Source organism: Cytophagaceae bacterium ABcell3, from assembly GCA_030913385.1.
Taxonomy (GTDB): domain Bacteria; phylum Bacteroidota; class Bacteroidia; order Cytophagales; family Cytophagaceae; genus ABcell3.
The window spans coordinates 3,884,609-3,899,514 of sequence record CP133159.1; the positions used below are offsets into that span (position 1 = coordinate 3,884,609).

Below are 14,906 nucleotides of genomic sequence, written 5' to 3' on the forward strand. Positions count from 1 at the left end.
AGTAGTGGACATTACTCGATTTATTATTACTTTGCAATTAAGAAGAACATAAGTCATACTGATTTTACCAGAAATGAATACAAAAAAAATATTAAGTACAGCACCCAATCCAACCTTTATAATTATCCGCCTACTGGTCGGCACAGTTTTTCTTTCAGAAGGCATCCAAAAATTCCTATACCCCGAACTTAGAGGCTCCCACAGGTTTGACGATTTAGGAGTTTTTCTACCTGAACTTACAGGTCCATTGGTTGGAATATTAGAAATCCTGTGTGGCATACTGATCCTAATAGGGCTTACCACCAGAATTGCCTCAGTTGTAACAGCCATAATTATGGTTTTTGCGATTTTTTACACCCAATTACCAGTACTTACAGAAGACGGGTTTTGGTTTATGGCCAACCGTATCCGCACCGATTGGTCTATGCTTTTAGGAAGCATATTCCTGATCGTTAACGGCAGCGGACTTTATGGCCTTGACCATAAACTTTGTGAACGGTTAAGGTAATTTTGGGTAAACAGGTGAAGAATAAAGCGTGAATAACTCTTCACCTGAAACAACCTGACAGCAGCTTCATCTATTAAAAACACCACCTTTCCTATAAAAAACTTGACTATAACTTTAAAAAGCACTTCATTAACTTTTTCAACCATCAAACTTTTTAAAAAGCAATGAAAACCCTATTTGCCAATTTCACATTAGCGCTCTTTTTCCTTTTGTCTATTACAAGCTGCGAAAAAGATTGCATTCAAAATGACAAATGCAATTTGAAGGGAGAAACTGGACCTTGCTTTGGCAATCACCCAGGCTATTATTTTGACAAAGAGAGAGGAGAGTGTGTAGAATTTTTATGGGGAGGTTGCCAAGGTGTTAGACCGTTCAAAAGTATGGAAGAGTGCCAAAACAGCTGCCATTGCGACTGAGTGAATGTGGAGGGTGCATTTCAACCCGAAGCCAAAGGATTCAGCGATAAAAAAACTCTGGCTGATGAAGCAGTTTTAAGAAACATATAAAGGGAACTCTCGCACGGTGTGGCGAGAGTTAATTTGGACGCCCCAACACCTCCAAATACTTATCTATATATTCCTGCTTATAACGAGATTTATACTGAACGATAAATCTGGGATGTTCAAGAGGGATGATGTCTTTAAAAAAGTGGTGTTCCTTATTCAGCTTTTGCAGGAATTTAAAATTCTTGTTAGTTCCCAGGCAGTAGCACTTTTCGGTGTTCATACCCATTGCTATAAGCCTTTTGATGTGCCGAACGGTAAAATCATATACAGCATCTTTTAATTCACGGCTGTCGTAATAGTTGAAGTTGGTTTCTTTTCCGTTTTCTCCTACTTTGGTAATGGCCAAAGGGAAAACCGCATGTACCAGAAATTTTTTATAAAAGGCCTCTGCCCCACCGTAGGCATTAATGACATCGTAGACAAATACCGACGAAGGCTCATAAGTATCTTTTCCTTCATACGGAATACCACATTCACTTTGGAGCCTTTTGGTATCGGTAAATGGAATACCCGTAACTCCACCGCCAAAACGGCCGGGGTTTATCCCGATGATAAGACGACGGGGCTGGTTGTCACTGTAAAATTTTTGGTAAAAAGCAGAGGAAATTTCCAAAGCCTGAACACTTTCTTGAAAAGGATTCATGACTCGAATGTTTGCAGGAAGAGGTCCTGTATATTCAAGCAACTCGTTATATGCAATAAGTTTGTCAGCAAATGATTTCATAACAAATGTAAAAATATTGAAGAAGGGCAATTACTGTCATTATTCCTTTTTATTTTTTCCCTTTCTACCTATAAATTCACTACGGCGCCAAAAACTCCTTTCACCACTTCCGCCATTTTCTCAAAATTTAGGGTTTCTATAATATCTGTAAATTTATGATAATGGGGATTGCGCAAGTAAGCCGTGTCACAGATCATGACTGCGGGATATCCGTATTTCCAATAATTACGGTGATCAGAAAAGCCGGCCAACTTTTCCGCTTCTGAAAAGCTTATATCATGCACCTCTATTTGACTATAGTCCTGCATAAGCTTTTTGACCTTTTTGGTAAATTCTTCCTGCCCGTTACGGCCCACAACCAGAATATAATTACCAACCGATGGATATAGTGATTCATATTCTGCTTTAGGGAAACCTTGGGAATTGGGCTTGTCAGAAAAATATCCGATCATATCCAAACATATCATGCCTTTTACGTCGATATTATTTTCTCTTAGGCACTTGGCATGAAAAGCACTGCCCATTTGATCTGTGGCAAAATACGGAGGTTCTTCCAGACAATAAGCTACTAGATCTACCCTATGCTTCAGCGGTTCAGACACATGAAGCAAGCGAGCTATTTCCAACAAACCTGCCACGCCACTGGCATTATCGTCGGCACCGGGCTGATTGCCTGCTACGTCATAATGGGCACCTAAAACCACCCGCGCTCCCTTTTCTGGCCCAAAAGAAGCAATAACATTTCTATAGCACCGGTCATCTACAGTAAATTCCTGAAAGAATGTCTGACAGTGAAGCCGACTAAACTCCTGATAAATATAATCAGACAGATCATTCAATACGCTTATATTTAAATAATTCCTGGCTGGCGTTACTTTGGTTAACCTTAAAACATCTTTATACAGCCGGGTTTGCGTCAGTTCCTGAACTTCCATAATTCATCATTTCTCCTTTCTAATATAAGAGGATTTTTTTTAGGAGTGTTAGGGTAAAGTTCTAGAACTTAACAAACCTTGCCTGCCTTACAAATAGTCAGGTAGATTCTTAAGGAAAGTATAAAAAAAGGAACTCCTGCAATAAGAAAAGTAAAAAATGCAAACACTATACCTACAGGAATATTGCCCCCTTGAATAACCGGAAATAGAAATGCAACATAGCTAAGCAACAAATAGAGTTTGTTATACATCAGCAACTGTACTTCATAAGACCCTTCATGCTCCACGATACTAATTTTGCCCTGGACACAAATATTCATCTGTGTGGGACTGTAGATCCTGTAAAAGGAAAAGGTTCTATCGTCGTACCACCCCTCCATACTGTATTCCGGGAGAATTTCGCTTAAGTAAGCGATAAGCGCTGATTTTTCAACTTTAGATTTATTTATCTTATGCGTTTTGCAAAATAAATAAGGCAGGAAAAACAGGTTAATGAGTGACATATATAATCAAACGCCAAAATTACATAGGGCCTGCTGAAAAAGTCACAAGTGTGCAAGATACGCATGGCCTTACATGAAGACGTATTGGAATACTTCGAATGTAAGGCCATAAAGTTAATTGTGCGCTTGTGGCTAGCCCAAAAAAGTATTGGGTTAAAAGCTTCTCACTTTAATGTGCACATAAAAATAAGAAATAACCGAAAAACCCTTGCACCTATACCTCCTAATTCTTATACAAATATCAACAGATCAATATTTTGGGCGTTTTTCAGCGCGCCTTACATGTTAAGCTGTTCCTTTACAAGGTGCAAAAGCCAGTATAACCACCAGCGCCTTCCGCGGCAAGGATCGAAGCGGTTACCCCGCAGTCCCGACGACAGGAGGGCGAGGAGTAAAAGCGGAGAGCCTGGTGACCCGGGGCTTAGCCAGTGTATGCATTTAGCTTTACCATTTGCTTAAGCCCCGGGGCAGCCGCCCAATTTTTATACTGAAGAAACTTGAGGATTGTAAGGTTCGAGCAAATATTCTTGGGCAAGTTGGATAAACCCTGACTTTTGATTTTCCACCCATAAAGTATCTTTGTTCAGTTCTTGGGCGAGTGTTTCTGCCACTACCTGTGCCATATCTATAGCAGCTTTGGCATCGACAAACAAAATGCGCAAACGTCGGGCAAGCACATCCTCTACATTTCGTGCCATCTCCTGACGGGCTGCCCAAACCACTTCAGCTTTAACATGCGGATAATTGGGGTGGAGCTTTTCTGATGTCCCTTCTTCTGCCTCCATAATGCTCCGGATTTTGTCAGCATCGGCGCCATAGCAGTGCAGCCAATCGTGTGCAGGTGACTGGGTGTACCCATGAATGGGATGTTGAGAGGTTTTACAAGGGTAAGGAGATAGCGCTCCTTGCTGAATAGCCACATTGACTGTATCTTCTGCCATTTTCCGATAGGTTGTCCACTTGCCGCCGCTTATGGAAACCAAACCACTGCTGGAAATGGTAATTTTATGGCTGCGAGAAATTTCTTTGGTTTTTTGCCCCGGCGCTTCTGGCCGTACCAAGGGACGCATTCCTGCAAAAACAGACAATACATCTTTAGGCTCAGGCTTATCCACCAGGTACTTTCCTAATGTGTCGATGATAAAATCAACTTCCTCTTGCAAGGCGCGGGGTTCTGAGGAAGGCTTATCGACCAAAGTATCGGTAGTTCCTGCCACTATTTTGCCATACCATGGCACCGCAAAAAGAACTCTGCCATCTTTGGTTTTGGGAACCATAAGTGCATGTTCAGACGGCAAAAATTTCTTATCAAGCACAATATGCACTCCTTGGCTTGGTTGTATGGCAGGTTTACGGCCTGGGCAGTCCATGAAAAGAATGTAATCTGAGAACACCCCGGTAGCATTTACTATGGTTTTGGCCTGCAATTGATATTCCTCGCCTGACTCGATATCAAGCGCATTTAAACCGGACAATTTTCCCTGACCATCTTTGGCCAACCCTGTCACCTTCATATAGTTTACCACGGTCCCTCCAGCATCGACACAGGTTTGGGCCAAGTTAATGCCCAAGCGAGCATCATCAAACTGGCCGTCATGGTATAATATGCCTTTCTTCAGGCCTTCGGTTTTTAAACCTGGCATTTGCTTCTCTACTATTGCAGCCTCGACCATTTTGGAGGATCCTAGACTTAGTTTGCCAGACAGCCAATCGTACAACTTAAGGCCGGTGGCGTAAAACATACTTTTCCAGAAAGAAAAAGTAGGGATGACAAATGTCTGGTTACTGGTAATATGAGGTGCATTTTTCAAAAGGACACCTCTTTCATATAAGGCTTCTAATACCAGGGAGACATTGCCCTGCTCTAAATACCGCACACCGCCATGGACTAATTTGGTACTCCTACTAGAAGTTCCTTTAGTAAAATCTGCCTGCTCAAGCAAAAGGGTTTTGTACCCTCTTAGCGCGGCATCGACTGCCACGCCCAATCCTGTGGCACCTCCGCCAATAACTATGATGTCCCAGCAAATGTCTTGCCTGAGCGCATTTTTTGCTGACTCCCTGTTCATAAAATGGTGGTTTGCTTTATAACATACTGAACAAGTCAGAGGTTCTGACAATTAAGCATGCCCTGTTAAAAAATGCTTTTGCCCTGTTGGCGCCCATATCTATGATAATATACGCAAGATTTAGATATTTATCTATCAATGTTTCACCTTATTTATCTCCTTGCCAAGCTCAATAGTAATTTTTCTTTATAAAAAAACGTATTTTTTCCCTTTTACTGGAATATATTTGCTTAAAGATGTGTTAATTCAAAATAAAATATTACCCAAGAACCTTTTAAAAGTTCAAAAAGGGCATTAATCTTGCCTTACTTTTTTAATTAAAATACTTATAACAGAACCCATGGCATTCAATTTCTTTAAAAAAGGTGAAAACAAGAAGAAAAAATCAAAAACCCGTGAGTGGGTAGATTCCATTGTTTTTGCAGTAGTAGCAGCCACTCTTATTAGGTGGATGTTTATGGAAGCATTTGTAATTCCTACTTCTTCAATGGAAAGTTCCCTTCTTGTTGGAGACTACCTTTTTGTAAGTAAAGTCCACTATGGAACAAGAACTCCACAGACTCCATTACAACTTCCGCTTACGCACCAAAGAATACCTGTGCTTGGCATCCAATCTTATCTTGACTGGATCAAGTTGCCACAATATAGGCTTCCTGGTTTTGGCAAAGTAGAGCGTAACGATGTGGTCGTGTTTAATGTACCAACCAAAGAGCTTAACGACAACATAGACTACCCTGTAGATCTGAAGACTTTCTATGTAAAGCGTTGCCTGGCACTGCCTGGCGATGAAATAAAAATAGAAGACAAAAAGGTTTTTATTAATGGAGAAAGAGGTGAAGATCCTGAAAATGTACAGTTTACTTATTTAGTATACTCACAGTACCCATTGAACCGTGAAGAGTTAAGGGAGTTTAAAATTTCGGAGTCATACTATTTGAGAAAAGAGAAGAACCTGCATGTTCAACTAATGCACCTAAATAAAAAGCAAGCAGCAGACCTGAAAAAGCTATCTATTGTCAAAAATGTTGCTGAGGCTTCCAGCAATGGGGAAAAAGGTTTTAAACCATATGCGAAAGGCGAAAGAGGGGATGGCATATTCCCACAAAACGCTAAGCTGTTTTCATGGAACAATGACTGGTTTGGCCCTTTAAAGGTCCCTCAAAAAGGCGAAACAATTAAAGTTAACTTAGAAAATCTGGCCTTATATGGCGATATCATCAAACTGTATGACCACAATAAGGATGTTCGGGTTGAGAAAAACAAATTATTTATAGATGGTCAAGAGGTAAAAGAATACACCTTTAAACAGGATTATTATTTTATGGTTGGAGACAACAGGCATAACTCTCTTGACTCAAGATATTGGGGTTTTGTACCAGAAGACCATGTAGTGGGCAAAGCAGCCTTTACTTGGTTCTCATTAGATCCGCATGGTGGCTTTTTAGATAAGGTCAGGTGGCATAAGATATTTAGGCCGATTAACTAGCTTTTTTCTGAATAACTAAAAAAGTGGGACGTAACAATTTACGTCCCACTTTTTTTATAATTACGCCGTCAGGTCTGGGGTCGCTGACGGGGAATATACATCTTAACCATCATATCACCATAAAACACCAGTTGTTCCTAATTTCATTCATAGTATATAAGGAACCTGCAGCAGCAGATTTCCGTTTAATCGGATATATGTTTCTTGATAGGAAAGATGAAAGCCCTTTCTATACATAAAAAGCTAATTATTGCCCATAGAGGAACCACTTATTGGGCACCCGAGGAGACCGAAGCAGCCATGCGTTGGGCACGCAATATGGGCGCTGATTATTTGGAAATAGACCTTCAGCGAACCCTTGACGGATATTTGATAGCCCTTCATGACGAAAACTTGCAAAGGACTACGGACATTGCTATAAAATTTCCTGACAGAAAAGACGAGCCTGCTTCTGCCTTTACTTATGAGGAACTACTGACCTTAGATGCAGGAAGCTGGTTCAATCAGCGTTACCCCTCCCGTGCATGTGCAGCCTTTGAAAACCAAGACATCCTGACTTTAGAAGATGTAGTTATGATAGCAGAAGGGAAACGCATAAAACGTGATATTTTTGGGAAAAGACTTTTATATCAAGATACATGTGGCAGGGTCAGAACGGTGTACGAAAACGACCCTGCGGACAACGGCAACCGTCCAGGGGTCTATGCCGAAACAAAAATACCGGAACTATTTCCTGGCATTGAACACGATCTAAAAGCAGAACTATTAAAACTAGGCTGGTACAATACAGACCCAAAGAAACTAAAAAATATTTCTGTTCGAAGAAACAGAATTTCTAAGGGCAATTCTGTGGAACGCATTATCCTTCAAACTTTTTCCAAAGAAAGCCTAAAAACACTCAATAAGTTATTTTCTGCACATGTCCCCCTTTGCTTCTTACTATGGCGAGGGCTGGAAGGCGACGATATTCCAGATGACAACCTGGAAACTTTCAAAGATTGGCTGTGCTTTGGCAAAGCACATGGCGCTACCATAGCAGGTCCTAGCATAAGTGGTGGACCTAACTATTACCCCAACCTCCTTTCACCAATACATGCTACCCTACTTAAACAAGCTGGGCTAAAAATCCATCCTTATTCTTTCGATACCAACGAGCAAATGCAGATATTTTCTCCATTGGCAGACGGAGTGTTTACAAACCGAACAGATGACGCTTTACTTTACTATCACTTAAATGCAGGCTTACCACTGCCTGTTGATCATGCACCCGCTGAGCTTGTATTGGAAAAACTAGGTTATAAGTCCCTTAGTGAACTACATTTATAAGTTTACGCAAATGCTTGCCATTAAATTTCATTTGCAAAATATACAAGCCTTCTGGCAAAGCAGATAAGTCCATAGTAATTTCTGATGTGTGGTAAAACCTATTTATCAAGGTCTTGCCATTCATATCCATAATACTTACCTCATTAATATCCTCTCCCTCAGAAACAATATTAATTTCATTGTGGGCAGGATTGGGAAAAACCTTTATTCGTTCCTCCTCTGCCTTAGAAACCGCCACAGGAGTTTCTATCTCTTTTCGAACATAGCTGCTCCAAGGGCAAAACTGCTCTACAGTATGTAACCAGTAATCAATTTCCTGATCTACCATAGTATAAGGACATCCATCACAAAGTTCTATAGCCACCTCTGTCAGGCTCCACTCGCCTGGGACAAAGTGCCATAGGAAAGCATGTGGCCCATTAAAGTTATATCCTCCATGCCCCTCCTCTATGTTACCAATAATAAACCTCCTTTGATCAACAGGTTTACCTAAATCTTCCATAACCTCTTCAATGACCTCCGGATCAGAAGTGGCGGCTATAAAAGATGAATCTCGCCAATCGTTTTCAGCACATACGGGATGGTGAAATTCAAAAAACCTTAGCTCCTGTGCAAGAGAGTTATTTATAAAACAAACCAAAAACAACAGCAAAATGCATCTACAGATCATATCTAACAAGATTATCATCCCAGCCAATGCAAAAGGATCCGTTGATGAAACAAAGTCAACAAATGAACCAACAGACGCAGTAGGCTAAACTTGCAGACGTTACTTGTTTCGCCAACAAATTTCCTTTTAACCGGGATTTGAGTCTTTTAAAATCTAATTATGGTACAATCTGAGCTTAAGGTTCTGTAAATTCACCTTTTTGAACAACTCAGCCACAGGCAGCTTCTTCCTAAAAGCACGTTTACGTGTTTCTTTTTCCATCGCATAACCGATAGCGAGCAACGCCAACCCTGTAACACTTACCACCCATTCACTTAAATACACTTTCCCTATTTTGGGCACCAACTTAGGAAATTCCGCCTCAAGCCCTTTTGCTCCGGGAAAAGCATAAGCAAGTCCCATAGAAACACAAGGTATGGCAGTAAAAAGCACAGAAGTATTAAGTTGCGAAAGCCTGTCCCCACTTTTTTTATGCAAAAAATAAAGCGAAGAAGCTCCATTCATGGTTGCCATGAGTATACTTAGTGCATCATGAAATTTGGAATGTGGTGTCCAGCGGGGATTAAAAAGATGCGTCCGGTTCCAGTCTGCCACATACCCTGAAACCACCGTCATTCCATAGACTGCTGTCAAAATTTTTGAACCGGTGATATACTTTTCCTTCTCCATTCTGGTACTTTTTATAAGAACCCAGCCAATTACGAAATGTTCTAATTGAATTGGCAGGTGGAGCCAAAAAACAAGAATGCTTCTTGAACAAATGGGCGCATTACCGATTTCTGTTAATATTAACTATTCAACAAATAGCTTATGGATCAATTTAAAACAGGGAGTTATGTAAAAATAACAGGACAAGACACTGTAGCAGAAGTATTGAAAGACAAAGGCAAAGACCTTGAGATAGCCATTGGCCCCATGAAAATGACTGTTAAAAAGAACAAAGTAGAACCCGCTGAAAATCCAGAACCCACAGAGGAAGGCCTTTATCCTGAATCAAAAGAAAATGTCAAAAACCTAGTGGTTAACTCAGGAATAGATACCAAAGAGAAGTTGATGCACTTTCGTTTTGAACTTGATGTGCGAGGAAAAGCCAAAGAGGAAGTAATGAATGAATTAACGGTATGGGTAGATGACGCTTTATTATTGGGTATTAAAGAAGCCAAAGTAATCCATGGCCGGGGAAATGGTGTATTAAGAGACACAGTACATGCTGTACTCAAAAAGTATAAGGAAATAGAGGCGCTAAAAAAAGAAGCCAATGACGCGGTAACTGTGGTAAAATTCAGGCAAAATGGCGAAAAATAGTTTTTTCATACTACCTAAAACTTCTAAGACCGCTTTAGGTAGCATGAAAAAAAACAGAAAGTCATGGAGGAAAGGCCATGACTTTAACAACAATGACATCTGGACAAAAGACGCTTACTTTTACCCTATCTGTGTTGAGCATAAAAGTTAGGGTCCAAAACACTTTTCAGTGTTATCATATCTTGTTCAGACACACTACAGTTTGCCGCGCCAACAGCTTCTATTAGCTGCTCTGAGGTTCTAATCCCGACAACAGCAGTAGCAACCGCTGGGTGGTGCAAAGCAAACCTTAAAGCTACCCCAGACGGGTGGCAGTCATGGGAAGCAATATTCTTTATTTTCTCCGCCACTTTCTTTACCTCCGTTTCAGAATATCCTAAATAAGGTTGTTCGGGTTTCCCAGCCAAAAGCCCTTTTGCAAGCGCCCCTCGGGCTAGCACAGAAATGTTATTATTTTTTAGCAACTCCAAACAAGCTTCTTCAGGCCTTCGGTCTAGTAAACTATACTGCATCATCACACAAGCAATATCAGCCTTTCGCACATACTCCCTGATTACGTTGGGCCTGATGGAAGAAATGCCCCAGGCACGTATTTTCCCTTGTGCCTTCAGCAACTCAAAAGCCTCCATTGTTTCATCCATAGGATCGTCAATGGTTCCTCCATGAAGCATATAAACATCTATATAGTCTGTTTGAAGACGTTTAAGACTATCTTCCGCAGCTTTAAGAATATGCGCTTTACTAGGATTCCAGTCAAAACCTTTACCGTCAGGCCTTACCTGATTTCCTGCTTTAGAAGACAGCACTAGCTTATCACGAACGCCTTTAAAGGCTTGGCCTACAAAAGTTTCGTTCATCCCTTGTTGATAAACATCTGCTGTATCAAAATAATTGACCCCTAAGTCTAATGCCTGATGCAACAAATCCGCATTAAGCCGCCCATCATTTCCCAAAGACATGCAACCAAAACTGATTTCACTGACTTGAATATCAGAGTTTCCTAAAGTACTGTACTGCATTGAACAAAAAAATTTACTCCTATGAAGACAAGTTAACCCTTATACATCAAAAAGCCAACCTGCCTTTATAGTACAAAAAAATACGACAACCTTACCTTTGCTGATCTTGACTAGGCACCAAAAGGTCTTTTTTGCCTTGTTTCATACGTTCTTTGTTAATTTTTTGATACAGCTTATTTTCCTTGCGTACAAGATAAGCCTCTCGTCTTTCGACTTTGTTCTTCAATCTCCGAAGTTTCTGTTTTTCTTTGTTTATTTTAAACAGTTCCTTATTAAACTTCTTTTCTTTTTTGCTAGTAGAAGAATCTCTTGGCGTTTTCAATTTGGATGTAGTTTGGCTAGAATGTTCAGAAGCCGACAAATCTGCAGGCACGACAAAGAACATCACCAGGCCTAGGCCTATGTATATTATAAAGTTTTTCATGATAAAGGGGAATTGTGGTTGCCTGTAAAACAAAAGATCAGTGTAAATAATTCTCAAACACAAAAAATATAAGAGAATTGTAAAAAGAACGAGAAAAACAAAGCATGTAAAAAATCAAACTATTTTCCAGTATATCAATATCTATATAAGCATACTATCAAGCATTTATAAAAGATTATAAATCGCAACACTAGATAAACCTTTGTACTTTATGCCCATAGAACCCTTTGTAATAAAATCAAAAAAAGTCCCATATTGCAAATCCATGCAGTACATTCATATATCTAATCAATGGCACGGAAATCCACGCTAGAGGGAACACAAAAATTCCGGTATAGGGTACTGAAAGTCTTCCTATTTAAGGAAAAGACCTTTCTGCAAATGCTGATAGCCCTTTTCCTTTTGGCTGCACTTCTACACCCCTATCCCCATATAGCGATGTGGCTGGCTTTTATGTTTGCCGGTTATTCTGCCATCGCCAATGATAGTATACAGTCTATTGGCACATTTTTGGCATCCAATGAGAAACAACCTTGGTGGGTTTTGTGGATATTTATTGCCGGTATATTTGTGGTCACGACCTCCATCAGTTGGGCCATATATGAAGGAGATGTGAGCTATGAACGATTGTCTTCCAAAGGTTTTCAGGATGCCCCAGAGTCTTTCTCATTTTTACAACTAGCGGCTCCGCTAGTCCTGTTATTGCTTACCAGGTTCAGAATGCCTGTATCAACTACATTTTTATGCTTGAGTGTATACAGTGCCAACTGGACGGGCATACAGGGAATGGTACAAAAAAGCATGGTCGGTTATTTGCTGGCTTTTTTTGTTGCACTCGCCCTATGGTTTATCTTGGCCAAACCTATTAAAAAATTTACCAAAGGAAAGCCCGGGAAACATTGGATTGCCATTCAGTGGCTGATAAGCGGCTCGCTTTGGTCTGTGTGGATTATGCAGGACGGTGCCAACATAGCCGTTTCTTTGCCCAGAAGCCTTACATTAAACCAATTGCTGTTCTTTTTATTCTACATCACAGCCGGTTTAGGCATCTTATTTTATTTTAGAGGAGATAAGATTCAGAAGATAATTACTGAAAAGTCTCAGGTAAAAGATGTAAGAGCTGCTTCTATTATCGACCTTACTTATGCCATTATCTTATACACCTTTAAGCTTCTAAGCAATATCCCCATGTCCACTACCTGGGTATTTTTGGGGCTAATGGCAGGAAGAGAAATAGCCATGACCTTGCAGTCAAGCTACAAAACAAAAAGAAGTTTATCAAAAACTATCAAAATTGTACGCAAAGACCTTTTATATGCTTTCCTTGGCCTACTCGTTTCCATTACCATAGCCATTGCCGTCAATAATGAAATCAGGGACCAGCTTTTTGAAGCGATATACGCTTTCTTCGAAAATTAAATAACTATTTATGCAGTAAAATACCTAAGGGGAATAGAGCAAAACTATTTCCAAATGTGTCCAACACCTTAATTTTTGTTATATTCGTCCCCTACACGCACCTTAACAAAAATAGGCTTTTCAGACACATTGACCTTAATGTGCTTATCATCATTTTCAGATACAAGCACCTTCCCTTTTGGCCTTTTATGTTCTAGTTCTACCACCGAATAACTATTGGCATTATCCGGTAAAACAAGCGAGTGATTTTTAACTTCCAGTCCCTTACTGGTAGGGCTCCACAACACATACACAAAGTCACCTGTTTGGGGATTGGTAAACCTATAGTTGCACACCCCACTTTTATCAGAGCTCACCTCGCGCTCAAAAACATAATCACCCAGCAAATACCCAAAAGTATTGAGGTAATACCAGCTTGTACGTTTTCTTTCATGGTTTCCCTGCATAAGCCCACTGGTTACAAACCGGCCTGTGGTGTCAGGGTTAGGGTCATCTCTGACCATATACATGGCAGCCTTATCCACCCCGGCTGCCGCTAAAGCCAGATAACTACGTATCAACCAAATGGCTTGAACTTCCTCGCCTGAAAAACCACCTATCGCAGGAGCTCGTTGGATAGACTGCTGATTGACATCATAGCCAAACTCTGTCACCCAAACTTCTTTTCCCGGGAGGTGCTTGTCACGGTAATCAACGAAACGCTCCAACCGCTTTTTAAACCCATCTTCTTCAGGAGACACACCAACCGAAGATTGTCCTTGCCCACCAACGTCATTACAATAGTGATGCAAATTGATCACATCAGCCGGAAAGTCCTCACCCCGGTAAGCCTGCGACCAAAGTTTCATAGCCTTTAGATAGTCCAATCGCATGGCAGCAAGTCCAGCCATAACAAAAACAGCATCCGGATCAGCGGCTTTTACGCCGAAACCTTTTCCCATGCGCCCTTGATGCCCATCATAATTGGCACTGGCCATAGCCACATATTCAAAAGGCGTAAAATAACCTTTCCTTTCATTCCACCACATATCCGGCTCGTTCCAATCCTCATAATATTTTAAATATCCCAAGCCCGTTTTTTTCTCCTGTCCATCATCCAACAAAATTAACTCTTCATCCACTTCTACAGAACCATAGCGGGCGGCATACTGAAACATGTAAGAAGCTTTTTCGCGATAAGAATAAGGCTCAGAAGCATCTCTTCCAGCAGGTACAGGCTTGTGTTCACGGTGTGCCGTCATCCACGAAGGGCTTTGTTTCAAACATGGGGCTACCAGTATTTCTGCCTCCTTCATCTTCTTATAATAGGCATCATAATCCAAATCAGGATAACCAGGCGAAAAACGGAGCCTTCCCTTCTCTAACTCATTCCAGTCCCAATTATGGTACTCCCTCACAAAACCACCTACCTGCGACACCTCCAGTGGGTCATCAGGAAAGCCATTGATACCTATAAAGTCTTTCATCAAAGGACGCTCATGCTTGACAGGATCAGGCTCTTTAAATTCTTCCCCTACCCGTTTTCCATACAACACGATTTCTTCAGGCACAGCCCCTTTTTCATCAATGGTAACCTTCAGGTATCTGCATGTGGCGTTTACCTCATGTTTAGTCCATTGGTTAAACTCCATCATGCGATCATTCAATTGAAACTCCCAATCTTTTAAACTACCTGTGTGAACAGAAAAGCTCCCATACCCTTTACCATGAAAAAGCCATATTTCAGTCAACTCATAGGTTGTTTTTAAATCTATGATTGCCGAACTTGGATAAAACCAATCTTTCCAACCTGGAAGCCATCGGGTTTCTACTTTACCACCTTTTCCTGCTGCCGGGTCACCTGCCGCATCTTGTTCATCCACTAATAGCCCTGCATCTCCCCATCCTGTTATATTGATGACCATATCCTTGTCCAGGGAAATCTTTGTCTGCGCTACCGCTCCTGAACATAAAAAGAGTAGAATATAAGGAATTAATTTCATGGTATAAAAATCATTTAAAAAGAGCTTTGT

The 14,906-nt window shown here is 40.8% G+C and carries 15 protein-coding genes; 6 read left to right on the forward strand and 9 right to left on the reverse strand.

Translation table 11 applies throughout. The annotated features are described in order from the left end of the window. Window positions 1–73: 73 nt before the first annotated feature. Complete coding sequence (locus RCC89_15770; protein WMJ74610.1) at window positions 74–508, forward strand: DoxX family protein; 435 nt, start codon at window positions 74–76, stop codon at window positions 506–508. A 164-nt stretch (window positions 509–672) separates the two neighbouring features. Next, a complete protein-coding gene (locus RCC89_15775) occupies window positions 673–924 on the forward strand; it encodes a BPTI/Kunitz-type proteinase inhibitor domain-containing protein (GenBank protein ID WMJ74611.1) in 252 nt (83 codons plus the stop codon). A gap of 118 nt (window positions 925–1,042) precedes the next feature. On the opposite strand, the gene RCC89_15780 is transcribed toward RCC89_15775, so the two are convergent. The 4 genes from RCC89_15780 to RCC89_15795 all read right to left on the reverse strand — a co-directional run bounded on the left by RCC89_15780 (window position 1,043) and on the right by RCC89_15795 (window position 5,245). Continuing rightward, window positions 1,043–1,738 (reverse strand): DUF4918 family protein, encoded by a 696-nt coding sequence (locus RCC89_15780; GenBank protein ID WMJ74612.1) that lies wholly within the window; start codon window positions 1,736–1,738, stop codon window positions 1,043–1,045. Between the two features lie 68 nt (window positions 1,739–1,806). Continuing rightward, entirely contained in the window at window positions 1,807–2,673 is an 867-nt protein-coding gene (locus tag RCC89_15785) for a M28 family peptidase (protein ID WMJ74613.1), read from the reverse strand. A gap of 68 nt (window positions 2,674–2,741) precedes the next feature. After that, the gene (locus RCC89_15790) at window positions 2,742–3,053 is read right to left on the reverse strand and encodes a hypothetical protein (protein WMJ74614.1); all 312 of its coding nucleotides are present in this window, start codon (window positions 3,051–3,053) and stop codon (window positions 2,742–2,744) included. Window positions 3,054–3,658: 605 nt separating this feature from the next. Beyond that, window positions 3,659–5,245 carry a glycerol-3-phosphate dehydrogenase/oxidase gene (locus RCC89_15795; protein ID WMJ74615.1) on the reverse strand — a complete coding sequence of 529 codons (1,587 nt, stop codon included), beginning with the start codon at window positions 5,243–5,245 and terminating at the stop codon, window positions 3,659–3,661. Between the two features lie 340 nt (window positions 5,246–5,585). On the opposite strand from RCC89_15795, the gene lepB reads away from it, so the two are divergent. Beyond that, window positions 5,586–6,731: a signal peptidase I gene (lepB, locus tag RCC89_15800; protein ID WMJ74616.1), complete on the forward strand. Its 1,146-nt coding sequence runs from the start codon at window positions 5,586–5,588 to the stop codon at window positions 6,729–6,731. Between the two features lie 216 nt (window positions 6,732–6,947). Next, window positions 6,948–8,057, forward strand: a complete 1,110-nt coding sequence (locus tag RCC89_15805; protein ID WMJ74617.1) for a glycerophosphodiester phosphodiesterase family protein — start codon at window positions 6,948–6,950, stop codon at window positions 8,055–8,057. Here RCC89_15805 and RCC89_15810 read toward each other — a convergent pair. Then, a complete protein-coding gene (locus RCC89_15810; protein WMJ74618.1) occupies window positions 8,038–8,727 on the reverse strand; it encodes a T9SS type A sorting domain-containing protein in 690 nt (229 codons plus the stop codon). The two genes, RCC89_15805 and RCC89_15810, sit on opposite strands and share 20 nt — an antisense overlap. Window positions 8,728–8,880: 153 nt before the next feature. Further along, window positions 8,881–9,396, reverse strand: coding sequence for a hypothetical protein (locus RCC89_15815; GenBank protein ID WMJ74619.1), 516 nt, complete (start codon window positions 9,394–9,396; stop codon window positions 8,881–8,883). Window positions 9,397–9,537: 141 nt separating this feature from the next. Here RCC89_15815 and RCC89_15820 point away from each other — a divergent pair, with 141 nt between their 5' ends. Then, entirely contained in the window at window positions 9,538–10,032 is a 495-nt protein-coding gene (locus RCC89_15820; protein ID WMJ74620.1) for a Smr/MutS family protein, read from the forward strand. A 125-nt stretch (window positions 10,033–10,157) separates the two neighbouring features. Here RCC89_15820 and RCC89_15825 read toward each other — a convergent pair whose 3' ends face one another. Together RCC89_15825 and RCC89_15830 are read right to left on the reverse strand one after the other, a co-directional pair. Then, window positions 10,158–11,051, reverse strand: a complete 894-nt coding sequence (locus RCC89_15825) for an aldo/keto reductase (GenBank protein ID WMJ74621.1) — start codon at window positions 11,049–11,051, stop codon at window positions 10,158–10,160. A 91-nt stretch (window positions 11,052–11,142) separates the two neighbouring features. After that, window positions 11,143–11,475, reverse strand: a complete 333-nt coding sequence (locus RCC89_15830) for a hypothetical protein (GenBank protein WMJ74622.1) — start codon at window positions 11,473–11,475, stop codon at window positions 11,143–11,145. Window positions 11,476–11,766: 291 nt separating this feature from the next. On the opposite strand from RCC89_15830, the gene RCC89_15835 reads away from it, so the two are divergent. Next, entirely contained in the window at window positions 11,767–12,894 is a 1,128-nt protein-coding gene (locus RCC89_15835; GenBank protein WMJ74623.1) for a hypothetical protein, read from the forward strand. A 68-nt stretch (window positions 12,895–12,962) separates the two neighbouring features. On the opposite strand, the gene RCC89_15840 is transcribed toward RCC89_15835, so the two are convergent. Beyond that, window positions 12,963–14,876, reverse strand: a complete 1,914-nt coding sequence (locus RCC89_15840) for a hypothetical protein (protein WMJ74624.1) — start codon at window positions 14,874–14,876, stop codon at window positions 12,963–12,965. Window positions 14,877–14,906 lie beyond the last annotated feature (30 nt).

Coding starts and splice junctions, on each gene's coding strand:
- RCC89_15775 (WMJ74611.1), top strand. CDS start 673: ATGAAAACCCTATTTGCCAATTTCACATTAGCGCTCTTTTTCCTTTTG.
- RCC89_15820 (WMJ74620.1), top strand. CDS start 9,538: ATGGATCAATTTAAAACAGGGAGTTATGTAAAAATAACAGGACAAGAC.
- RCC89_15795 (WMJ74615.1), bottom strand. CDS start 5,245: ATGAACAGGGAGTCAGCAAAAAATGCGCTCAGGCAAGACATTTGCTGG.
- RCC89_15790 (WMJ74614.1), bottom strand. CDS start 3,053: ATGGAGGGGTGGTACGACGATAGAACCTTTTCCTTTTACAGGATCTAC.
- RCC89_15840 (WMJ74624.1), bottom strand. CDS start 14,876: ATGAAATTAATTCCTTATATTCTACTCTTTTTATGTTCAGGAGCGGTA.
- RCC89_15830 (WMJ74622.1), bottom strand. CDS start 11,475: ATGAAAAACTTTATAATATACATAGGCCTAGGCCTGGTGATGTTCTTT.
- RCC89_15785 (WMJ74613.1), bottom strand. CDS start 2,673: ATGGAAGTTCAGGAACTGACGCAAACCCGGCTGTATAAAGATGTTTTA.
- RCC89_15835 (WMJ74623.1), top strand. CDS start 11,767: ATGGCACGGAAATCCACGCTAGAGGGAACACAAAAATTCCGGTATAGG.
- RCC89_15770 (WMJ74610.1), top strand. CDS start 74: ATGAATACAAAAAAAATATTAAGTACAGCACCCAATCCAACCTTTATA.
- RCC89_15825 (WMJ74621.1), bottom strand. CDS start 11,051: ATGCAGTACAGTACTTTAGGAAACTCTGATATTCAAGTCAGTGAAATC.
- RCC89_15780 (WMJ74612.1), bottom strand. CDS start 1,738: ATGAAATCATTTGCTGACAAACTTATTGCATATAACGAGTTGCTTGAA.
- RCC89_15805 (WMJ74617.1), top strand. CDS start 6,948: ATGAAAGCCCTTTCTATACATAAAAAGCTAATTATTGCCCATAGAGGA.
- RCC89_15815 (WMJ74619.1), bottom strand. CDS start 9,396: ATGGAGAAGGAAAAGTATATCACCGGTTCAAAAATTTTGACAGCAGTC.
- lepB (WMJ74616.1), top strand. CDS start 5,586: ATGGCATTCAATTTCTTTAAAAAAGGTGAAAACAAGAAGAAAAAATCA.
- RCC89_15810 (WMJ74618.1), bottom strand. CDS start 8,727: ATGATCTGTAGATGCATTTTGCTGTTGTTTTTGGTTTGTTTTATAAAT.